This is a genomic window from Maritalea sp., assembly GCF_047634455.1.
GTDB lineage: Bacteria > Pseudomonadota > Alphaproteobacteria > Rhizobiales > Devosiaceae > Maritalea.
Genome location: NZ_JBLIAI010000010.1, coordinates 23,289 through 41,885 on the forward strand (window position 1 = coordinate 23,289; position 18,597 = coordinate 41,885).

Genomic DNA, 18,597 nt, shown 5'->3' on the forward strand with positions numbered 1-18,597 from the left:
TCTCGCCCATTGGGCGGGACCACACCGCTTTGGCGCGCGCCGCGCCTTACAGTGGGGCTGTTTATCGCGCTTGGCGTAGGCACACTCATTTTCGCGCTCATCACCATCATTTGGCAAGCGGCGGATCTTTTTGGCAATCAAAAAACCAGCTCAATCGATATTTTTCACTTGCTGCGCATGTCCGCCCTACAAGCCGGACTAACAGTGTTGCTTTCGTTTTTCACTGGTGGATTGGTTGCCCTTGCCCTCACCCGGCTCAACTTCGTCGGCAAATCATTTTGTTTGGCCGTTTTGTCCGCCGGGTTGGTGTTACCCACATTGGTGGTGGCGTTTGGTTTGTTGGCCGTATGGGGCCGTGCCGGGATCATCAGCGACGTCGGACAAACGCTTGGATTGGGCAAATTGCCGTTCACTATTTTTGGCCTTCAAGGCATTCTCGCCGCCCACACCATCCTCAACGGCTCTTTTGCGGCGCGCATATTTTACGATCGTCTTCAGGGCTTACCAAGCACCAGCCTTAAACTCGGACAATCACTTGGTTTAAGCGAATGGCAACGGTTCACCATTTTAGATTGGCCAGTGCTCAAAGGCTCCATGCCAGGGCTCAGCGCCACCATATTTTTAATGAGTTTTACTTCATTTTCCGTCGTCCTGTTGCTGGGCGGCGGGCCAAGCAACGCCACATTTGAAGTCGCGATTTTTGAGGCCGTAAAGCTTGATTTTGATTTACATCGTGCCGCCATATTGGCCGCATCTCAACTTGCATTCTGCCTGCTCATTATTATTCCAACCGCTGGGATAAAAAGCAATTCGATCCTTATCGGTGCAACCCAAAACCACAATTGGTTGGCACGCGGCATTTCAAAATGGATCGCAGGCGTTTTACTTTTTATCCTCATGGTTGCTTATGCAAGCCCACTGCTGGTCATAATGTATAAGGGCATGGACCCAAAAATATTCGAGCTGGTCACCTCACCAAAGTTCATCAATGCGTTCATCACATCCAGCACCATAGCTTTTGCCAGCGCACTCGCCTCGCTGGGTGCTGCTTTGCTGCTCGCGTTCGCCCGCGCCGAATTGGTCTATCAAAACGCACAACATATCGGCAACAACGTCCTTCGCACATTGATCAGCGCGCCGGTATTTGCCTACCTTGCCACCCCCTCAATTGTCCTGGCGCTCGGGTTCTTTCTGCTTGCGCGGCTTGCAGGTTTAGACACGTCAAAGATCGGCATCTATGTGGTGATCCTTGCCAACGCATTGCTCGCTTTACCGCTGGCGAACGCGACACTTGGCCCGCCATTGGAAAAAATCGCCACCAAATCCTACCGGCTTGTCAAAAGCCTCAACATCAAAGGGTGGCGCAGGTTCCGTTTCATTGAATTGCCTTTGATCCGCAAAGAATGCGCTTATGTGTTCGCATTGGGGTTCTCCTATTCGTTCGGAGACCTTGGTGTGATCGCTTTATTTGGCACAGACGAATTCAGCACCCTGCCTTGGATGATGTACCGCGCATTGGGCGCATACCGATCAAACGACGCAGCAATGTTGGCCGCCATATTGCTGTTCATCGCCGTTTTTAGTTTTTATATTTTCCCCAAATTGCTGGGAGGTCGCGATCATGTTGACGCTTAGCCAAGTGCAGTTCACATACCCTAAAACGCAACCCTACATCTTTGACCTCCGCGTTGCCCCGGGAGAAATTGTCGGCATTTCAGGTACAAGCGGGTCGGGCAAGTCTACGCTTCTTGATTTGGTTGCGGGTTTTCAAACCCCGATTGCGGGACGAATTGACTTAAATGAACACTCGATCCTTGGATTAGCGCCCGAGGATCGCCCGGTGTCCATTCTGTTTCAAAAAGACAATGTGTTTGCCCACCTGACAGCTGAACAAAATGTCAAATTGGGCACCAGCGACAAAATAAATGTGCGCGAAAAATTGCGCGAAGTCGGGCTTGAAGGATTTGAGGAGAAAATATGCGCAGCGCTTTCTGGCGGCCAACAACAACGGGTGGCTCTGGCAAGGACATTGGCGCGCAATCAGCCCATTTTGCTGCTCGATGAGCCATTTTCAGCACTCGACAGCGACACCGCCACACAGATGCGTAGGCTTGTCAAAAAGCTTGTTGTGCAGAACAAATGGCATGCGATTTTAGTGAGCCACCACACACATGATTTTGATGCGTTGGCTGATCGTGTTTTTCACCTCAATCAAGGAAGTCTGCACAACACCAAAGCTGAGTGACCTATTCAACGGCCCACGCAGCCAGCACCGCTTCAAATATTGCGCCGCCTTCTTTGCCTTTTTCCAAGGTCACAATCGCTTTGCGACCAGTGGAATAAACCACGGGCAAATCAATCCAACCGCGCTCAGAAATCAGAGCAACATTTTTGGCCAAATCCGCCTCCGCTGCGCTGAGCGCAAACAAGAACGAATTGTCAAATATCCGCGCCGAGGCACCAACCAACGGATCGCCCTGCGCCAACTCTTGGTCTTTAAGCAAGATACCGGGCAAACTTGCGATGCCTCCACCCAGGAAACTATCGGTCACAGAAAAATTGACTTCAACAAGGTGACTGGCGGGCAGCGCCGGGTCACTGTTTTTTCTGATCAACACATTCACCGTCAGGTTGCGTGCGGGAACGGACACGAGCGCCTTGATAACGGGCGAACCCAGCTCATCCACATCACGAGACCATTGGGTCTCCCCAGAAAATGGCACAGCGCCGCCTGTACCTGTAATTTGCTCTTCAATCAGTAGGGATCGGCTGCCAACTTCACCCGCAGTTTCACCCGTACCACCAACATTGAGCTCCGGCTGGTCTGCGTCGCCAACCATTTCTGCCGCAGTCAAACGCTCATCACTCGGTGTAGCGGGCTCTTCGCCAACAGCGACTTCCGAAGTGGCTGGTGTTGGCGCTGTAGCGCTCTCAACAGTTTCTGGCGTCAATTTTACGTCCCCAGCAGATTCATGTGGAGCAGTATCCTCAACAACCGGTGCCGTTTCAGAAGTCACTTCCGCCAAGCCTGGGGAGGCACTGGGCAATATATCGCGCACATTACTTTGTGTGGCCGTACTATCAGGCGTAGGCGTGACAGCAACCGGGTTTGCTTGGCCCTCGCTCGTCGTTTTATCTGACAAACCAAGCTGCGCCATCAGCGGGTTGAGGTCCACAAACCCCTCTTTCCAAGCCCAATATGCACCACCCCCAGCGCTAGCGAGCAACACAACCACCAGCAACAAGAAAACGGTTAGGCCATTGCCCCCGGTTTCTTCATCTTCAACAATCTGGGTCTCACTAAGATCATCCAGCAATTGCGCAGCGGATGAACCAGTGCCGGCGACTTTATTATGGTCAACCGCTTTTGCACCCGCATTGGCAGCAAAATGTTCCTCAGCGTCCTTGCCTTCAGCTTTCTTGCCTTCAGCTTCTTTGCCTTCAGCTTCCATGTCCAGCGCTTTGATCGCGCGATCAATCGTGGCTTGTGGCTCATCGCCACCAACATTAATGGCACTGACAGACAGACTTTCATCAACTTCAACTTCCCGAACGCTGGATAGCGCAGGTGTAATTGTCGGTGCTGCATCGACAGAATGTGAGCGCTGAGTGTCCGACCTTATGACAACCTTGGGCGGGTTAATAGCCGATGCCGACGACGCAGCCTGTGCTGCCGCAATAACTTGATCAACAGGGTTCTTTGGTTCGGGTGTACTTGCGCCCTTATCCTCGTCGTCAGAGATTTCTTTTTTGGGAGTATTTGGAACAGGTTCGGTCTGAGGCACCACTGGCGGTAAAACTTCAGCTGTTTCAGGTTCCTCATTTTTGGGCGCAGGCTCCGGTTCCTGTGCCAAAACCTCACCGACAATTGCCGTATTGTCCAACGGCGTCTCATCTATTGCTGCAGTCGCATTTATGGCCGGTGATTTTTCATCCACGCTGCCCTTTTCAGTGGCATCATCGTTAGTTTCAACGATTTTTGTGTCACTTATCGGCTCATCTGGCGCACTTTGAGCAAATGATTCTGTTTCGGTTTCGTCGGCTTGCGCCTCATCAGCTTGAACAATATCAAACGGCTGATCACCGCCATCACCCGTTGGCGCCTCAGGGTGATCACTTGGTTTGGCAAGCGGCTCTTGCGCCACTTCTGGAACGGAAACTATCGGTTTTTCAGGCTCAGTCCTTGTCGGTTTGGCGTCCGGTATATCGACCGCAGGATTTGGCTCAGCTGGCGGCACAATTGGTGCCTCAGTTTCTTGCTTAAGCCCCTGCAACAAGGCTTCAGTGGCCTCTTGCTCAACTTGCCGAATACAGTCTTCAAGCGTCAGCCTGTGCTGCGTAATTTCGCGCGCAGGCAATGCAGGCTCAATCGCGCGCAATTGCGTCACAAGCGCTTCACGCGCTTTTTCATAAACGGCACGTCGCGACATGCCATTATTCTCTGGAAGGGCGTAAACCGCCCGTCGCAAAAGTTCTCGATAGTCAGCCATCAGTTACTCAAACTTGCTCCCCGTTACTTGTTGTAACGAAAAAAACTTAGTCTTGGAAAGGGTCATGCACCAAAATGCTGTCCAAACGTTCCGGAGATGTGGACAGAACAGCGACAGGTGTCCCGATTAATTCTTCAATTCGACGTACATATTTTACCGCTTCGGCTGGCAGGTCGACCCAGCTACGCGCACCAGCTGTTGTACCCTTCCAACCAGCAAGAGTTTCATAAATTGCTTTAACCTGAGCCTGACCTTTCATGGTCGCAGGCAAATAGTCAATCCGTTCTCCATCCAATTCATACCCAACACAGACTTTAATCTCGTCCATGCCATCTAAAACATCTAGTTTTGTCAACGCGATGCCGTTAATGCCAGAGACCAGAACTGTTTGCCTGACCAGCACCGCATCAAACCATCCGCAACGACGTTTACGACCGGTATTCACGCCCCACTCGTGGCCTGTGGTGCCCAAATATTCGCCAATTTCATTGATCTGCTCAGTCGGGAACGGCCCTTCCCCAACGCGGGTCGTATAGGCTTTGGTGATGCCCAACACGTAATCCAGCGCACCCGGCCCAAGGCCAGACCCGTTAGATGCTTGCCCACCAATCGTGTTTGATGACGTCACGAACGGATATGTGCCATGCTCGATATCAAGCAGTGCGCCTTGTGCACCCTCAAACAGTATCCGTTTTCCATCGCGGCGCATATTATTGAGCTTTTCCCAAACCCGCCCAGCAAATGGTAATACGTCGCCAGCAACCGCCATTAGCTCATCATAAATGGTTTGCGCTTGCACTTCTACAATGCCCAAACCGCGACGCAGAGCGTTGTGGTGACGCAGGATGCGCTCAATTTTTGGCATCAAACTTTCTGGGTCACCCAAATCGCAAACCCGAATGGCACGACGACCAACTTTATCTTCATAGGCTGGGCCCATACCACGTTTGGTGGTGCCAATTTTTAAGCCAGCATTTGAATTCTCGCGGAAACTATCAAGCTCGCGGTGCAGCGACAGGATCAAACACGCATTGTCAGCAATCATCAAATTGTCAGGAGAAATCTCAACGCCTTGGCCACGAAGCAAAGCCAGCTCTTGCACAAAATGGTGTGGATCAACCACAACTCCATTGCCGATGACTGAGAACTTGCCCGGGCGCACAACACCCGATGGCAATAGAGCGGTCTTATAGGTGACACCATCAATAACCAAGGTGTGGCCCGCATTGTGGCCGCCTTGGAAGCGCACGACAACGTCCGCGCGTTCGCTTAGCCAATCGACAATCTTACCTTTACCCTCGTCGCCCCACTGGGAGCCGACAACCACCACATTCGCCATTAAAATGTTCTCCTTGAGATCGAACGTTTTAGCCCTTATGAACCGATCACTTCGATCAATCCCGCCCCGACAAAACGCTCAAAACTGACAGCAAACCCGTACTGTTTGGTATATCGGGCATTGCCAAAACCTGTTAAGCGTCGCTGGTATAGCAAAAGTGATGTCATGACAAAACAACAATCCGCCGAAAAGAGGGCAAAAAGACCCCTAAATCGACTATTTGATCAGCCTATTTTGCTTCTGTTGCTTACAGCGTTGTTTTGGGGCGGAAATATGGTGGCGGGCAAAATGGCTGTGGGCGAAATTGCGCCCACAAATTTGGTCGCCGGGCGATTCCTTTTGGGCTTTTTGGTAATTTTGCCATTTGCATTACCCCATTTCAAAAAAGACTGGCCCGCGATCAAAGAGAAATTCTGGTTTCTCGCCTTTGCCGGAGGCGTTGGTTTTGCCGGGTTCAACCTGTTTCTCTATTTAGGCGCGCAATATACAACCGCCGTAAACGGCGCGATTGAGCAAGCCTCAATCCCTATGATGGTGATGCTGGCCAATTTCATGATTTTTGGCGAGCGCACAAAAGCCCTGCAAATCATCGGTGTCATCGCCACCATTTTTGGGGTCCTATGGGTCGCAACCGCAGGCGCACCACAACGTCTGCTCACCCTAGACATAAATGTGGGCGACGGGCTGATTTTGATCGCCTGTGTTATCTACGCCGCCTATTCGGTTCTTTTGCGCTATCGGCCGAAAATTCACTGGATGAGTTTTCTCGCCACAACATTTCTGTTCGCCACGCTGTCGTCCGTGCTTTTTGAACTGGTAACAGGCGGCCTGCCCACAATGCTTGTTAATTTCACCAAGGTCACGACAACAGGCTGGCTTTTGGTGCTCTATACGGGCCTGTTCCCCTCCATCATCTCACAGCTTTTTTATGCACGTGGGGTCGAGTTGATCGGCGCAAACCGGGCCAGCTTATTTATCAATGCTTTGCCATTATTTGGCGCCATATTGTCTGTACTCATCTTGTCCGAGCAACTTCAAAACTATCATTTTGTTGCAGCTTTATTTATCATCGCTGGGATCACTATGGCTGAATATGCAGCGCGCACCAAAAAGGGATAATGGAAAATGAGTAACACCAAAGACCTATTGTCGCGCATTGAGGTGCTTGAAACCCAAGCCGCTCATCAAGACCAAACCATTGAAGACCTTAACAACGCCATCACCGAACAGTGGACGCAATTTGAGAAGCTGCAACGCGAAATCTCAAAACTGCACGCCCAAATGGAGGAAGTTGAAACCTCTGGCGGCGGTGGCGAAGTTGACGAACGCCCACCTCACTACTAGCAGCACCGCATCAGTCAGCCTGTATGCATTAAACTTGCTGCCCTAGAAAAGCCCGTTGTCGTTTTCCGAGGCATCGCCAATTGTCTGAAGTACGTCCCAGTGCTCCACAATTTTGCCGTCCTGATCAAATCGAAAAATGTCCATTCCCGCATAGTCTTCGCTTCCCGGCCAAGTTTGATGGCAATGCAACACAACAAAATCTCCCTCAGCGATAGCACGTACAAAGGTCGTTTTCTTACCCGGATACTCCACAGCCATCTGCTCGAAATAGTCAATAAACGCCTGCTTCCCATCACCCACATGTGGGTTGTGTTGTATATACTGAGCGCCCACATAACGCTCCACTGCTTCTCCTGGCTTGCACTGATTGAACATCAAATCATAGAAAGATTGGGCGTTAGCTTTGTTTTGGTCAAGTTGTTCGGTCACGTAATCACTCGATTGGCTCGTGTTAAAAATCTGTTGTTTGGGAAGCGGCTAAGCGCCGCCTAGCAAGGGAATTAGGCCAAAGCTTTGCTTTTACGGTGTACGGTATGTTTGTCGCCCCAATCACGTAAGGCCAGCAGGACTGGTGCAAGTGTTTTCCCCTTTTCACTCAATCGATACTCGACGCGCGGCGGCACAACCGCAAAGACTTCGCGCAATACCAGCCCATCACTCTCCAACTCGCGCAACTGTTTGGTCAGCATGCGTTGGGTCACACTACCCATCTTCCGCTTCAACTCGTTGTAGCGCAGGGTACCACTGAGCAAGTGAAACAAAGCAATCCCCTTCCACTTACCGCCAATCAATTCCAGCGTTGCTTCAACCGGGCAGCCAGCTGAACAGTCATAATTTTCAAACCGCATTCGAACCTCCTAAGGATACTTTTGGTACCTATGCGACAAAACTGTGCGTACTTGCACATCATATCCTTAACTTGTACCTCAATAAGTAACGCAAATCAAAACGAGTTTATCCAATGACAAAACTTACAATCGTGGCCAATATTCATGCCAACCCAGAAAAAACTGACTTGGTTAAATCTGAGCTGGAAAAACTAGTTGCAATTACCCGTGCTGAATCCGGCTGCATCAACTATGATTTGCACCAAGACAATTCAAATCCCGCGCACTTCATGTTTTTTGAGAACTGGGAAACACGCGAATTGTGGCAAACCCACATGAACGCGCCTCACTTGGCAGCTTATACGAAGGCAACAGAGGGTGCAGTTGCTGAGTTTACTCTGAATGAAATGACCCAAATTGCTTAAGCAAAGGACTGTCTAAATGAAAGCCGTCGCTCTTACCCACTATCTTCCCGTTGAAGACCCAAATGTGTTTTTGGACGTAGAATTGCCCAAACCGAGCCCGTCCGGTCATGATCTTCTTGTTTCGGTCAAAGCCGTATCCGTTAATCCAGTGGATACCAAAGTGCGCAAGCCAAAAGACCAAGTCGAGGAAACCCCAAGGGTTCTGGGGTGGGACGCAAGTGGGATTGTTGAAGCCGTGGGGCCAGACGTCACTTTGTTCAAGCAAGGCGATGAAGTTTATTATGCAGGCGACATTACCCGATCTGGGTCAAACGCCGAGTTCCAGTTGGTCGACGAACGCATCGTGGGCTTCAAACCAAAAACGCTCAACTTTGCTGAAGCAGCGGCACTGCCGTTAACAACTATCACCGCTTACGAATCGTTTTTCGACCGCTTAGGCATTGATCGGGGTGGTGCCAACAAGGGCGAAACGATTCTCATCATTGGGGCTGGCGGCGGCGTTGGGTCCATTGGTATTCAACTGGCAAAAGCTGCAGGGCTTGAAGTCATAGCCACAGCCTCGCGTCCAGAAACAACAGCTTGGGTGAAAGAACTAGGCGCAACTCATGTGATCAATCATCGCGAACCAATGGTTGAGCAAGTTAGAGCCCTGGGCATGCAATATGTCGATCACATTGCCATTTTTAACGACATGCGCCATTGGGAAACAGCTGTTGAATTGATCAAACCGCAAGGCGGCATCGTCACTATAGATGACACCGAATTACCGATGCCCATGACAAATATGAAACCCAAAGCGGCCAGTTTGCATTGGGAATTCATGTTTGCTCGGGCAATGTTTAATACCCCCGACATGATCGAACAGCACAAACTTCTGACTTATGTTGCTGCTGAAATTGATGCCGGGCGTATTCGCACGACCCTGGATAAGGTTTTGTCTCCAATCAACGCTAAGAACATGCGTGCTGCCCACGCCCTCATCGAAACAGGCACCGCCAAAGGCAAGATTGTCCTAGAAGGTTTCTAATAATTCCAATCAAAAAGGCCGATCCCTTTACCTTTAGGGACCGGCCTTCTCATTCAACAGGCTGCAGCCTGCTACGTGAAATAATCTGCTCTAAGTCGCGTCGAAATAGAGCGGTTTGGCTTGCTGAACGCCTTCAAGCGTGCAGATGTTGGCCAGCTGAGTATCGGTAAGCTTGCCATCTATATTGATCAACGCAATTGCGTCACCGCCCGCTTGCATCCGACCCAGATTGAAGTTGGCGATATTGATGCCCTCATCGCCCAACAACATGCCCAACCGACCAACAAAGCCCGGCTTATCTTCGTTCGTGATATAAAGCATGGATGGGGTAACTTCGGCTTCCATGTTCACGCCCTTCACTTGAATGAGACGTGGTTTACCATCAGCAAATACCGTACCAGCAACAGAACGCTCTTGCCGCTCGGTCACAATGGTCAGACGGATATAGTTTTCATAAGCGCCTTGTTGTTCGCGGTTGGTGGTTTCAACATTCATGCCACGATCTTTTGCAAGCACGGGCGCTGAAACCATGTTCACATCGCCGAGCAATGGCTTCAAGATGCCCGTCAATAATGCTGAAACCATGGGTTTTGTATTGAGGTCAGCCACATGGCCCTCAAACTCAATTTTGACACCTGTGATCGCGGTTTCTGTCAATTGCCCGGCAAAGCTACCCAATATTTCGGCCAGTTTCACAAACGGCATCAGTCTTGGCGCTTCTTCAGCAGAAATAGAGGGGAAATTCAACGCGTTTGAAATTGCCCCATGCATCAAATAGGCGCTCATTTGCTCTGCAACCTGCAGCGCCACATTTTCCTGCGCTTCGGTCGTTGATGCACCCAAATGCGGTGTGCAAATGATATTTGGTGCGTCAAAAATTGGGTTTTCTTTGGCGGGCTCAACCGCATAAACATCAAGCGCCGCCCCTGCGACCTTGCCGCTTTCCAGTGCAATTTTCAAAGCCACTTCGTCAATCAGGCCGCCACGCGCGCAGTTCACGATGCGCACGCCGTCTTTCATTTTGGCAATCGCCTCAGCGCTAATGATACCGCGTGTGCTGTCCGTCAAAGGCGTATGCAGAGAAATGAAGTCCGAACGGCGTAACAATTCGTCGAGTTCGACTTTCTCCACACCCAGATCAAGTGCACGTTCTGGAGTCAGAAACGGATCAAAAGCGATCACTTTCATTTTCAGACCCTGCGCCCGGTCCGCAACGATGGCACCAATGTTGCCGCACCCAATAATGCCAAGCGTCTTAGCGGTCACTTCCACACCCATAAAGCGCGATTTTTCCCACTTGCTGGCGCGGGTTGATATGTCAGCCGTCGGGATTTGACGCGCTGTTGCAAGCAACAATGAAATCGCGTGTTCGGCCGTGGTGATTGAATTGCCAAACGGCGTATTCATCACAATAATACCTTTGGCCGTGGCTTTTGGAATATCCACATTGTCCACACCAATACCCGCGCGACCAATAACTTTAAGGTTGGTTGCTGCCGCAATGATTTTCTCGGTGACTTTGGTCGCGGACCGGATCGCCAAACCATCATATTGGCCAATGATCTCAAGCAATTTGTCTTTATCTTTGCCCACGTCCGGCAAAAAATCTACTTCAACGCCGTTATCGCGGAAAATTTGAACAGCGGTTTCACTCAAGCTGTCAGATACAAGAACTTTAGGCATGAAAGCCTCCATCAATCTGTGTAATTTGGGAAAAGGCTGGCGGATTTTCCCGCCAGCAAAAATCTGATCGTGTGGCTTACGCTGCTTGCAAAAGTGCAGCTTTTTCGCTTGCAAAAGCCCAGTCGAGCCAAGCGGTCAGCGCTTGCAGGTCCGAGGCCTCAACAGTCGAGCCAGCCCATATCCGCAAGCCAGCAGGTGCATCGCGATAAGCGCCAATGTCATAGGCGACATTTTCCTGGTCCAAACGGGTCGCAATTGCTTTGGCAAAAGCGGCTTGTTTGTCTGCGGCCAGCGCAATGATATCCGCATCAACGATTTTCAAACACACGGATGTGTTTGACTGCGTTGCAGGATCAGCGGCCAAATTAACCACCCAATCCGTTGCACTAACCCAGTCAGAAAGCACTTTGAAATTGGCGTCGGCACGTTCACGAAGTGAATTAGGCCCCAAAGATTTTGCCCATTCCATCGCATCAATCGCATCTTCAATCACCATCAAAGATGGGGTGTTGATGGTCGCGGCTTCGAAAATACCCTCGATCAATTTACCACCCTTTGTCAGGCGGAAGATTTTTGGCAATGGACGATCAGGCGCATATGTTTCAAGACGTTCAACAGCTTTGGGAGAAAGGATAATCACGCCATGTGCACCCTCGCCGCCCAAAACTTTCTGCCAAGAGAAAGTGACAACGTCGAGTTTTTGGAAGTCTAAATCTTGCGCGAAAGCTGCTGACGTCGCATCGCATATCGCTAAACCTTCACGGTCAGCTGCAATCCAATCCGCATTCGGCACGCGTGCACCAGAGGTTGTGCCATTCCAGGTGAAGACCACATCGCGGGTCCAATCAACTGCACCAAGATCAGGCAATTTGCCGTAATCGGCGTCCATCACCCGCACATCATCAAGCTTGAGCTGCTTGACCACATCGGTGACCCAGCCAGCACCAAAGCTTTCCCAAGCGAGCATATCAACACCACGAGCGCCGAGCATGGACCATAGGGCCATTTCAACTGCGCCTGTATCAGAACCCGGCACAATGCCGATCCGATAATCATCTGGCACGTTCAGCAACTCACGTGTCAGATCGATTGCGAGCTGAATACGTGCTTTTGCCGGCTTCGCGCGATGCGAGCGACCCAGATGTGTGTTGTTAAGGAAATTTGGCGTCCAACCGGGACGTTTAGTGCAAGGACCGCTAGAAAAACGCGGATTTACCGGACGAAGGTCCGGTTTCAAAATATCTGTCATGTGACTACCCTTTCAGATAGGCGCCTCTCGTTGGGGAGAGATGGCCCACTGACCGCAATAGAGATTCACAAACTGGATTGCAAACGAAAAATCATAAAGCGGTAATTTCGTCGCAATTGTCTGACAAACGAAAAACCCCGCATCATTTCTGACGCGGGGTTTAAACTCATACTCTAAACTGTAATCAGCCTAGTAGAAACGGTACCGCAAGCTGGCACGAATTTCGTGTGCAATTGCATCTTGTGCCCAAAAGTCCGTTCCACCCGAAGTAGAGAACCCTTTAAGCCACAAAGCGCGATAGCCGATATCAGCAACCATATTGCCCATGTCGTAACCTACGCCAACCATACCGGCAGCAGCCCAAGACCGGTTGCCCGAGCCTTCAACAAGATCAGGGTTCGTTGCGTGTGTTGCAGAAGCATAGCTCCATGCTTTACCAACACCAGCACCCACATAACCTGTCCACCCACCTTCAGCAGTTTGTTTTCCCATGCCTTGCAGGTCAAAGTCATAATAGACGTTGGCCAAAGCAACAGTTGAACGTAAACTGGCGGTGTATCCAGCAGCAGTTAGGCCACTATTGGCCAGATAATCAATTGTCAAATCTGTGCGCCAACCATCACCAAATTCATAACCTGCACCGGCACCAACACTGTAGCCATAGCCAACAGCTGTCACACTATTGTCTGCACAACATATGACAACGTTACGTGCCCAAAGCACGTTTCCGCCAACTGAACCACGAAGGTAGAAAGAGCCACCAAGCCCATAATCAACCTCTGGCAGTTCAGGATATACTGGGTATTCTGGTTCAGGAACAATCGGGTCGGCAGCCAACACGACGTTGCCGAACATTGTTGCAAATGCCAGTGTAGCGGCGATCATCCATTTAAGCATCATTCTAATCCTCATTACGCAAGCCATTTTCTGTGACTTCTCGCTGGGCATTATTGCTGCTTATTGTTAAAAGGCGCTTAACCTCAATATTTAACCCTAACATTTAAACAATCACATTAACTAGAACAGGCACTTATCTTCGATTTTGCGAGTAGAAAATGGAACAACAGCAAAGAAACGCATCTGATTGGCTATGGCTTGCAAGCCTTGTCTTTATGTGGGGTAGCGCCTTTATTGCCATCAAAATTGCGGTGGACCATATCGGTCCATTATGGCTGGTCGCCATTCGCCTGATCATTGCATCAAGCTGCATGATTGCGTTCGCATATTGGAAAAAAGTAAAGTTACCAAAAGGTTGGCGCGAGTGGCGTGCCATGCTGTTTTTGGGCTCTTTTGGCACAGCTGTTCCCTTTATTCTGATCTCATTTGCCGCGCCCTATGTCCCGTCTGCCATTGCAGGGCTGATGATGGCCACCATCCCGTTTCAGGTTTTGCTGTTTTCATTGGTGTTTTTACCAGAAGAAAAAGCAACGCCTGTGCGCCTTCTTAGCCTGATCATTGGTTTTTTGGGTGTAGCCGCGATCATTATCGGCAGTGGCAACAATGGGCAAAACCAAGCCATAGTCTTTCTGCCCTTTGCGCTATTGATCATTGCCACCACCGGATACGCAACCAACGGTATCATTTCACGCCGGATGATCGACATGCCCGCTATGACCAAATCTTACGGCACAATCCTTGTGGCCACTGGCACGGCCTTCATCGGGGCTATTTTGTTTGAACCCATGCCACAATCCATCAGCTGGCAGGGCTGGTCATCTGCTGCTTATCTTGCCATCTTTCCCACATGGGCGGCCACTGTGGTCTATTATCGGCTTGTCGATAAAACTTCGGCGGCCTTTTGCACGCAAACAAGTTATCTAATTCCCATCGTTGCGGTGGTGCTCGGCGCGATTATTTTTCAAGAACAATTGTCGCCCATACAATTCGCAGGGTTTTTTGCAATCATTTTCGGGTTGCTCATTGCCGAGGGCATTCTAAAAAACCGAAAGCGGCGCCGTTTACCGACACCGCCTGCTTAAAAACCAACCCGAGTCAGTAAATCTAAGCCACCTGCTGGATGACCTCAGCGATATCGCCAACCACAGCGTGAACCAATTTCTCGTCGTCACATTCGCCCATCACGCGGATTAGCGGCTCTGTGCCAGAAGCGCGAATGACCAAACGTCCGGTCTTGCCCATTTTTTCTTCGCCCGCTGCAATTGCTTTTTTCACACGTTCATCTTCCAGCGGCGCGCCACTTTCGTAACGCACATTGGTCAGCAATTGCGGCACAGTGTCAAACAACCGGCATACTTCTGAAACAGGTTTGTCCTTATCTTGCACCAAAGCCATAATTTGCAAAGCCGAAACAAGCCCATCACCGGTTGTTGTGTGGTCAGACAAAATGATATGGCCCGATTGCTCGCCGCCCACATTAAACCCGCCGCCGCGCATGCGCTCCAGCACATAGCGATCCCCCACTTGGGTGCGTTCAAGCGACAAATCGCGGCTATTTAAATAGCGTTCAAGACCCAAATTTGACATCACAGTCGCCACCACGCCACCGCCGGTCAGCTTTTCTTGGTCCTGCCAAAACATCGCCAGCGCCGCCATGAGCTGGTCGCCATCAACGATCTCACCTTTTTCGTCAACAATCACAACACGATCAGCATCGCCATCCAGTGCAATGCCCAAATCGGCGCGGGTTTCGCGCACTTTTTGTTGCAGCAAATGTGGCGCGGTTGATCCGCATCCCTCATTGATATTATATCCGTCTGGCGACACACCGATGGTGATGACTTCTGCGCCCAGCTCCCACAAAACTTCAGGCGCTGATTTATAAGCAGCCCCATTTGCACAATCCACCACCACACGCAAACCCGAAAACTCTGTCAGGCGCGGCAATGTGCGTTTGGCATACTCAGAATAACGTCCCCGTGCTTCTTCAATTCTGTGCGCCCGACCGATTTCACGTCCGCGCACCAATTCGTTGGCCAATTCGCTATTTAGCAAAGCTTCAATTTCGCATTCCATATCATCGGTCAGCTTATAACCGTCCGGCTGGAACAGTTTAATGCCATTGTCGTCATATCGATTGTGGGAAGCGGAAATCATGACGCCCAAATCGGCCCGCAATGACCGTGTGAGCATCGCCACAGCTGGTGTTGGCATCGGCCCGAGCAGGAACACATCCATGCCCACTGAGTTGAAACCCGCCGTCAGCGCGTATTCGATCATGTAGCCTGAACGGCGCGTATCTTTGCCGATCACCACACGATGCCGGTGGTCACCACGCTGAAAGGCTGAACCGGCAGCCTGGCCAACTTTCAACGCCAATTCAGACGTCAGCTTATGTCCGTTTGCCAAACCCCGAATGCCGTCAGTACCGAAATATTTTTTTGCCATTTAGTTTCCTTGGACGCCGCTTCGAATAAATTGCGTCACATGCCCTTTTGCACACGAACCAGTATTCTCAATCCATTAAAGCAATTGTGAGGCGAATAAAACCTGTTGAAATTGCTTACTCATTTTTTGGTAAAGAATGTTCCTCTGAGGATCATGCCCTAATGATCCAGTGCGAGCTTTCCACCCAGCACCATCAAAAAAGAACCGCCAGCAATTTTCGCCCATTTAGGGCCAGAACCAGACCGTGCAAGGCGTTTAATCATCAAACTTGCAAACACCACACACAGCAGATCTGCCGATGAAAATATGATGTTGACGATGGTGCCCAAAACCAACATCTGCACCCAAATCGGCCAAGCGGCATTGATGTCAACAAATTGCGGCAGGAAAGCCACAAAGAAGATCGCAGTTTTGGGGTTTAACACCTCAACAATCATGCTCTCAACAAATGCCTTTCGCGCGTCTTTTTGCATCGCCACGCCTTGTTGCATCCGTTCATTGCGTTTTTTGAGCATCATCACACCCAAAAACACGAGATAGAGCGCACCTGCCAGTTTCACCAACACGTAAACCTGTGGCACCAACGCCAATAAAGCCGCCAAACCCAACGCTGCCGCCACCACATGAAAATAGCCGCCCAAATGCACGCCCAACGCCGCCATTAACCCAGCCTTGCGCCCGCGCGCCAAAGTTTGCGCCGAAACGTAAATCATGGCCGGGCCCGGCATATAGGCGAACATCGTCGTCGTTATAAAAAAGGCAATCAAAACTTCAATATTTGGCATTCAAGTTCCCTCAAAACCTGTCGAGCAGTATGAATCAAAAAGGGTCGCCTGTTAAGGGCGACCCTGATTAATGTTTATAACATAAGCGGTGTTAAGCTTCAGGTTGCGGCTCGGCATCGCCGCCCGCCAGTCCATCGCCTTTTTTCTTCGTTGACGCTTTTCCAGCACTCGGCACAGCTGAAACTTTTGGCTTTTCAGAATCATCATCATCTTTACGTGTGGGGCGATGACCTTCAATCAAACCACGAAGTTCGTCACCTGTAAGCGTTTCAAACTCAAGCAATGATTGCGCGATGTTTTCAAACAAGTCTTCATTGTCATTGATCATCTTGCGCGCTTGGGTTTCAGCGGCTTCAATCAAGCCACGCACTTCTTCATCGATCAAACGAGACGTATCATCCGAAATTTCCGCGTTCTGAGCGCCATAAAAACCATTTGGTTCTGACTTCAAAAGAACCCGGCCAAGCTTATCGCTCATGCCCCATTCGGTCACCATCGAGGTTGCGAGTTTGGTCGCAGCTTGTATGTCACCAGCGGCACCAGATGTTACTTTTTGCGGTCCAAATTTGTGAATCTCTGCTTCGCGACCACCAAAGGCCATGACCAACTGCGCCAATGCTTTTTCTTTGGAAAACGAATATTGATCAGATTCAGGCAAACTCATCACCATCCCAAGCGCACGACCGCGCGGAATGATTGTCGCTTTATGAATAGGGTCCAAAATATCCGGCATTAATAGCGATATCAATGCATGCCCTGCTTCATGGTAGGCGGTATTTTTCTTCTCATCTTCTTTCATGGCCATAGTGCGGCGTTCCGCACCCATCATGAGTTTGTCTTTGGCATCTTCAAATTCAGTCATCATGACAAAGCGTTTATTGCGCCGCGCCGCCAACAATGCAGATTCATTCACCAAGTTCATCAGTTCGGCGCCAGAAAATCCTGGAGTACCACGTGCGATGATTTTCAAATCCACATCTGGGGCCAATGGCACCTTGCGCACATGCACTTTGAGGATTTTTTCACGGCCACCCACATCTGGGTTCGGCACCACAACTTGACGGTCAAAACGGCCTGGACGCATCAATGCCGGATCAAGAACGTCAGGACGGTTGGTCGCAGCAATCAAAATGATGCTTTCATTTTCTTCAAAGCCGTCCATCTCAACCAAAAGCTGGTTCAATGTCTGCTCGCGTTCATCATTGCCGCCGCCAATGCCAGCGCCACGCGAACGGCCCACTGCATCGATCTCATCAATGAAGATAATGCAGGGCGAATTCTTTTTGGCCTGCTCGAACATGTCGCGCACACGACTTGCCCCAACCCCGACAAACATTTCAACAAAGTCAGAACCTGAAATCGTAAAAAACGGCACACTGGCTTCGCCAGCCACAGAGCGTGCGAGCAATGTTTTACCTGTGCCTGGAGGGCCCACCAACAACACACCGCGTGGGATTTTACCGCCCAAACGCTGGAATTTGCCCGGATCACGCAAATATTCGACAATTTCTTCCAAATCCTGCTTGGCTTCGTCAACACCGGCCACATCTTCGAAAGTAATTTTTCCCGAGGATTCGGTTAGTAGTTTAGCGCGCGATTTGCCAAAGCCCATCGCCCCACCTTTTCCACCACCTTGCATTTGGCGAATGAAGAAAAACCAAACGCCAATGATAACGATAAACGGCAACCATGATGACAAAAGAATTGTCCAAAATGGGCTTGAATCCGGATCGCGGGCTTCAATCGCTACGCCGCGAGCTTCCAAACGCGACACCACATCAACACCGGCCGGAATATTGGTCTCAAATGTCCCACCACTGTTCAGCGCACCGCGCAGCACATTTTGCGTAATGATGACACTGTTGACATTGCCAGCGTCCACCTCTGCCACAAATTCGGAGTAAGTGCGTTTGCCAACCGTTACCGTTTGTGTCGACGTGTTAAAGACCTGAAAGAGGCCGAGCAAAAGGACCAAAATTACGATCCAAATGGCGAAGTTTCTAAAATTGCCGTTCATTAATCCTGCCTTGGATTTATGCCCCGCGCGTACGCGAAGCTCGTCATGAAATAAGTTACCGCGAAT

General features: G+C 50.3%; 17 protein-coding genes. 7 read left to right on the forward strand and 10 right to left on the reverse strand.

Annotation, left to right across the window (positions count from 1 at the left end; all coding sequences use genetic code 11):
• Nucleotides 1-9: 9 nt before the first annotated feature.
• On the forward strand, nucleotides 10-1,635 hold the full coding sequence (locus ACJAZW_RS04780; RefSeq protein ID WP_415155733.1) for a hypothetical protein: 1,626 nt from the start codon (nucleotides 10-12) through the stop codon (nucleotides 1,633-1,635).
• Nucleotides 1,622-2,245, forward strand: coding sequence for an ATP-binding cassette domain-containing protein (locus tag ACJAZW_RS04785; protein ID WP_415155734.1), 624 nt, complete (start codon nucleotides 1,622-1,624; stop codon nucleotides 2,243-2,245). The genes ACJAZW_RS04780 and ACJAZW_RS04785 overlap by 14 nt, the downstream gene beginning before the upstream one ends.
• Nucleotide 2,246: 1 nt before the next feature.
• On the opposite strand, the gene ACJAZW_RS04790 is transcribed toward ACJAZW_RS04785, so the two are convergent.
• Together ACJAZW_RS04790 and ACJAZW_RS04795 are read right to left on the reverse strand one after the other, a co-directional pair.
• Nucleotides 2,247-4,490, reverse strand: coding sequence for a hypothetical protein (locus ACJAZW_RS04790; RefSeq protein ID WP_415155735.1), 2,244 nt, complete (start codon nucleotides 4,488-4,490; stop codon nucleotides 2,247-2,249).
• 46 nt (nucleotides 4,491-4,536) lie between these two features.
• Nucleotides 4,537-5,829 (reverse strand): adenylosuccinate synthase, encoded by a 1,293-nt coding sequence (locus ACJAZW_RS04795; RefSeq protein ID WP_415155736.1) that lies wholly within the window; start codon nucleotides 5,827-5,829, stop codon nucleotides 4,537-4,539.
• Nucleotides 5,830-5,994: 165 nt separating this feature from the next.
• Here ACJAZW_RS04795 and ACJAZW_RS04800 point away from each other — a divergent pair, with 165 nt between their 5' ends.
• Together ACJAZW_RS04800 and ACJAZW_RS04805 are read left to right on the forward strand one after the other, a co-directional pair.
• Nucleotides 5,995-6,948, forward strand: coding sequence for a DMT family transporter (locus ACJAZW_RS04800; protein ID WP_415155737.1), 954 nt, complete (start codon nucleotides 5,995-5,997; stop codon nucleotides 6,946-6,948).
• A gap of 6 nt (nucleotides 6,949-6,954) precedes the next feature.
• A complete protein-coding gene (locus ACJAZW_RS04805) occupies nucleotides 6,955-7,173 on the forward strand; it encodes a SlyX family protein (protein ID WP_415155738.1) in 219 nt (72 codons plus the stop codon).
• Nucleotides 7,174-7,215: 42 nt separating this feature from the next.
• Here ACJAZW_RS04805 and ACJAZW_RS04810 read toward each other — a convergent pair whose 3' ends face one another.
• The gene (locus ACJAZW_RS04810; RefSeq protein ID WP_415155739.1) at nucleotides 7,216-7,602 is read right to left on the reverse strand and encodes a nuclear transport factor 2 family protein; all 387 of its coding nucleotides are present in this window, start codon (nucleotides 7,600-7,602) and stop codon (nucleotides 7,216-7,218) included.
• Nucleotides 7,603-7,673: 71 nt separating this feature from the next.
• The gene (locus ACJAZW_RS04815; RefSeq protein WP_415155740.1) at nucleotides 7,674-8,021 is read right to left on the reverse strand and encodes a winged helix-turn-helix transcriptional regulator; all 348 of its coding nucleotides are present in this window, start codon (nucleotides 8,019-8,021) and stop codon (nucleotides 7,674-7,676) included.
• 113 nt (nucleotides 8,022-8,134) lie between these two features.
• On the opposite strand from ACJAZW_RS04815, the gene ACJAZW_RS04820 reads away from it, so the two are divergent.
• Both ACJAZW_RS04820 and ACJAZW_RS04825 read left to right on the forward strand, forming a co-directional pair.
• Nucleotides 8,135-8,425 (forward strand): putative quinol monooxygenase, encoded by a 291-nt coding sequence (locus tag ACJAZW_RS04820; RefSeq protein ID WP_415155741.1) that lies wholly within the window; start codon nucleotides 8,135-8,137, stop codon nucleotides 8,423-8,425.
• A gap of 16 nt (nucleotides 8,426-8,441) precedes the next feature.
• Nucleotides 8,442-9,452: a zinc-binding alcohol dehydrogenase family protein gene (locus ACJAZW_RS04825; RefSeq protein ID WP_415155742.1), complete on the forward strand. Its 1,011-nt coding sequence runs from the start codon at nucleotides 8,442-8,444 to the stop codon at nucleotides 9,450-9,452.
• Nucleotides 9,453-9,542: 90 nt separating this feature from the next.
• Here ACJAZW_RS04825 and serA read toward each other — a convergent pair whose 3' ends face one another.
• From serA to ACJAZW_RS04840, 3 genes are all read right to left on the reverse strand, one after another.
• Entirely contained in the window at nucleotides 9,543-11,135 is a 1,593-nt protein-coding gene (gene serA / locus ACJAZW_RS04830; RefSeq protein ID WP_415155743.1) for a phosphoglycerate dehydrogenase, read from the reverse strand.
• A gap of 76 nt (nucleotides 11,136-11,211) precedes the next feature.
• Complete coding sequence (locus tag ACJAZW_RS04835; protein ID WP_415155744.1) at nucleotides 11,212-12,384, reverse strand: phosphoserine transaminase; 1,173 nt, start codon at nucleotides 12,382-12,384, stop codon at nucleotides 11,212-11,214.
• 189 nt (nucleotides 12,385-12,573) lie between these two features.
• Nucleotides 12,574-13,284: an outer membrane protein gene (locus ACJAZW_RS04840; RefSeq protein WP_415155745.1), complete on the reverse strand. Its 711-nt coding sequence runs from the start codon at nucleotides 13,282-13,284 to the stop codon at nucleotides 12,574-12,576.
• A 155-nt stretch (nucleotides 13,285-13,439) separates the two neighbouring features.
• On the opposite strand from ACJAZW_RS04840, the gene ACJAZW_RS04845 reads away from it, so the two are divergent.
• Nucleotides 13,440-14,363, forward strand: a complete 924-nt coding sequence (locus tag ACJAZW_RS04845; protein ID WP_415155746.1) for a DMT family transporter — start codon at nucleotides 13,440-13,442, stop codon at nucleotides 14,361-14,363.
• A gap of 22 nt (nucleotides 14,364-14,385) precedes the next feature.
• Here ACJAZW_RS04845 and glmM read toward each other — a convergent pair whose 3' ends face one another.
• The 3 genes from glmM to ftsH all read right to left on the reverse strand — a co-directional run bounded on the left by glmM (nucleotide 14,386) and on the right by ftsH (nucleotide 18,531).
• Nucleotides 14,386-15,729, reverse strand: a complete 1,344-nt coding sequence (gene glmM / locus ACJAZW_RS04850) for a phosphoglucosamine mutase (protein ID WP_415155747.1) — start codon at nucleotides 15,727-15,729, stop codon at nucleotides 14,386-14,388.
• A gap of 158 nt (nucleotides 15,730-15,887) precedes the next feature.
• Nucleotides 15,888-16,514 carry a LysE family translocator gene (locus tag ACJAZW_RS04855; protein ID WP_415155748.1) on the reverse strand — a complete coding sequence of 209 codons (627 nt, stop codon included), beginning with the start codon at nucleotides 16,512-16,514 and terminating at the stop codon, nucleotides 15,888-15,890.
• Between the two features lie 91 nt (nucleotides 16,515-16,605).
• Entirely contained in the window at nucleotides 16,606-18,531 is a 1,926-nt protein-coding gene (ftsH, locus tag ACJAZW_RS04860) for an ATP-dependent zinc metalloprotease FtsH (RefSeq protein ID WP_415155771.1), read from the reverse strand.
• Between the last annotated feature and the right edge of the window lie 66 nt (nucleotides 18,532-18,597).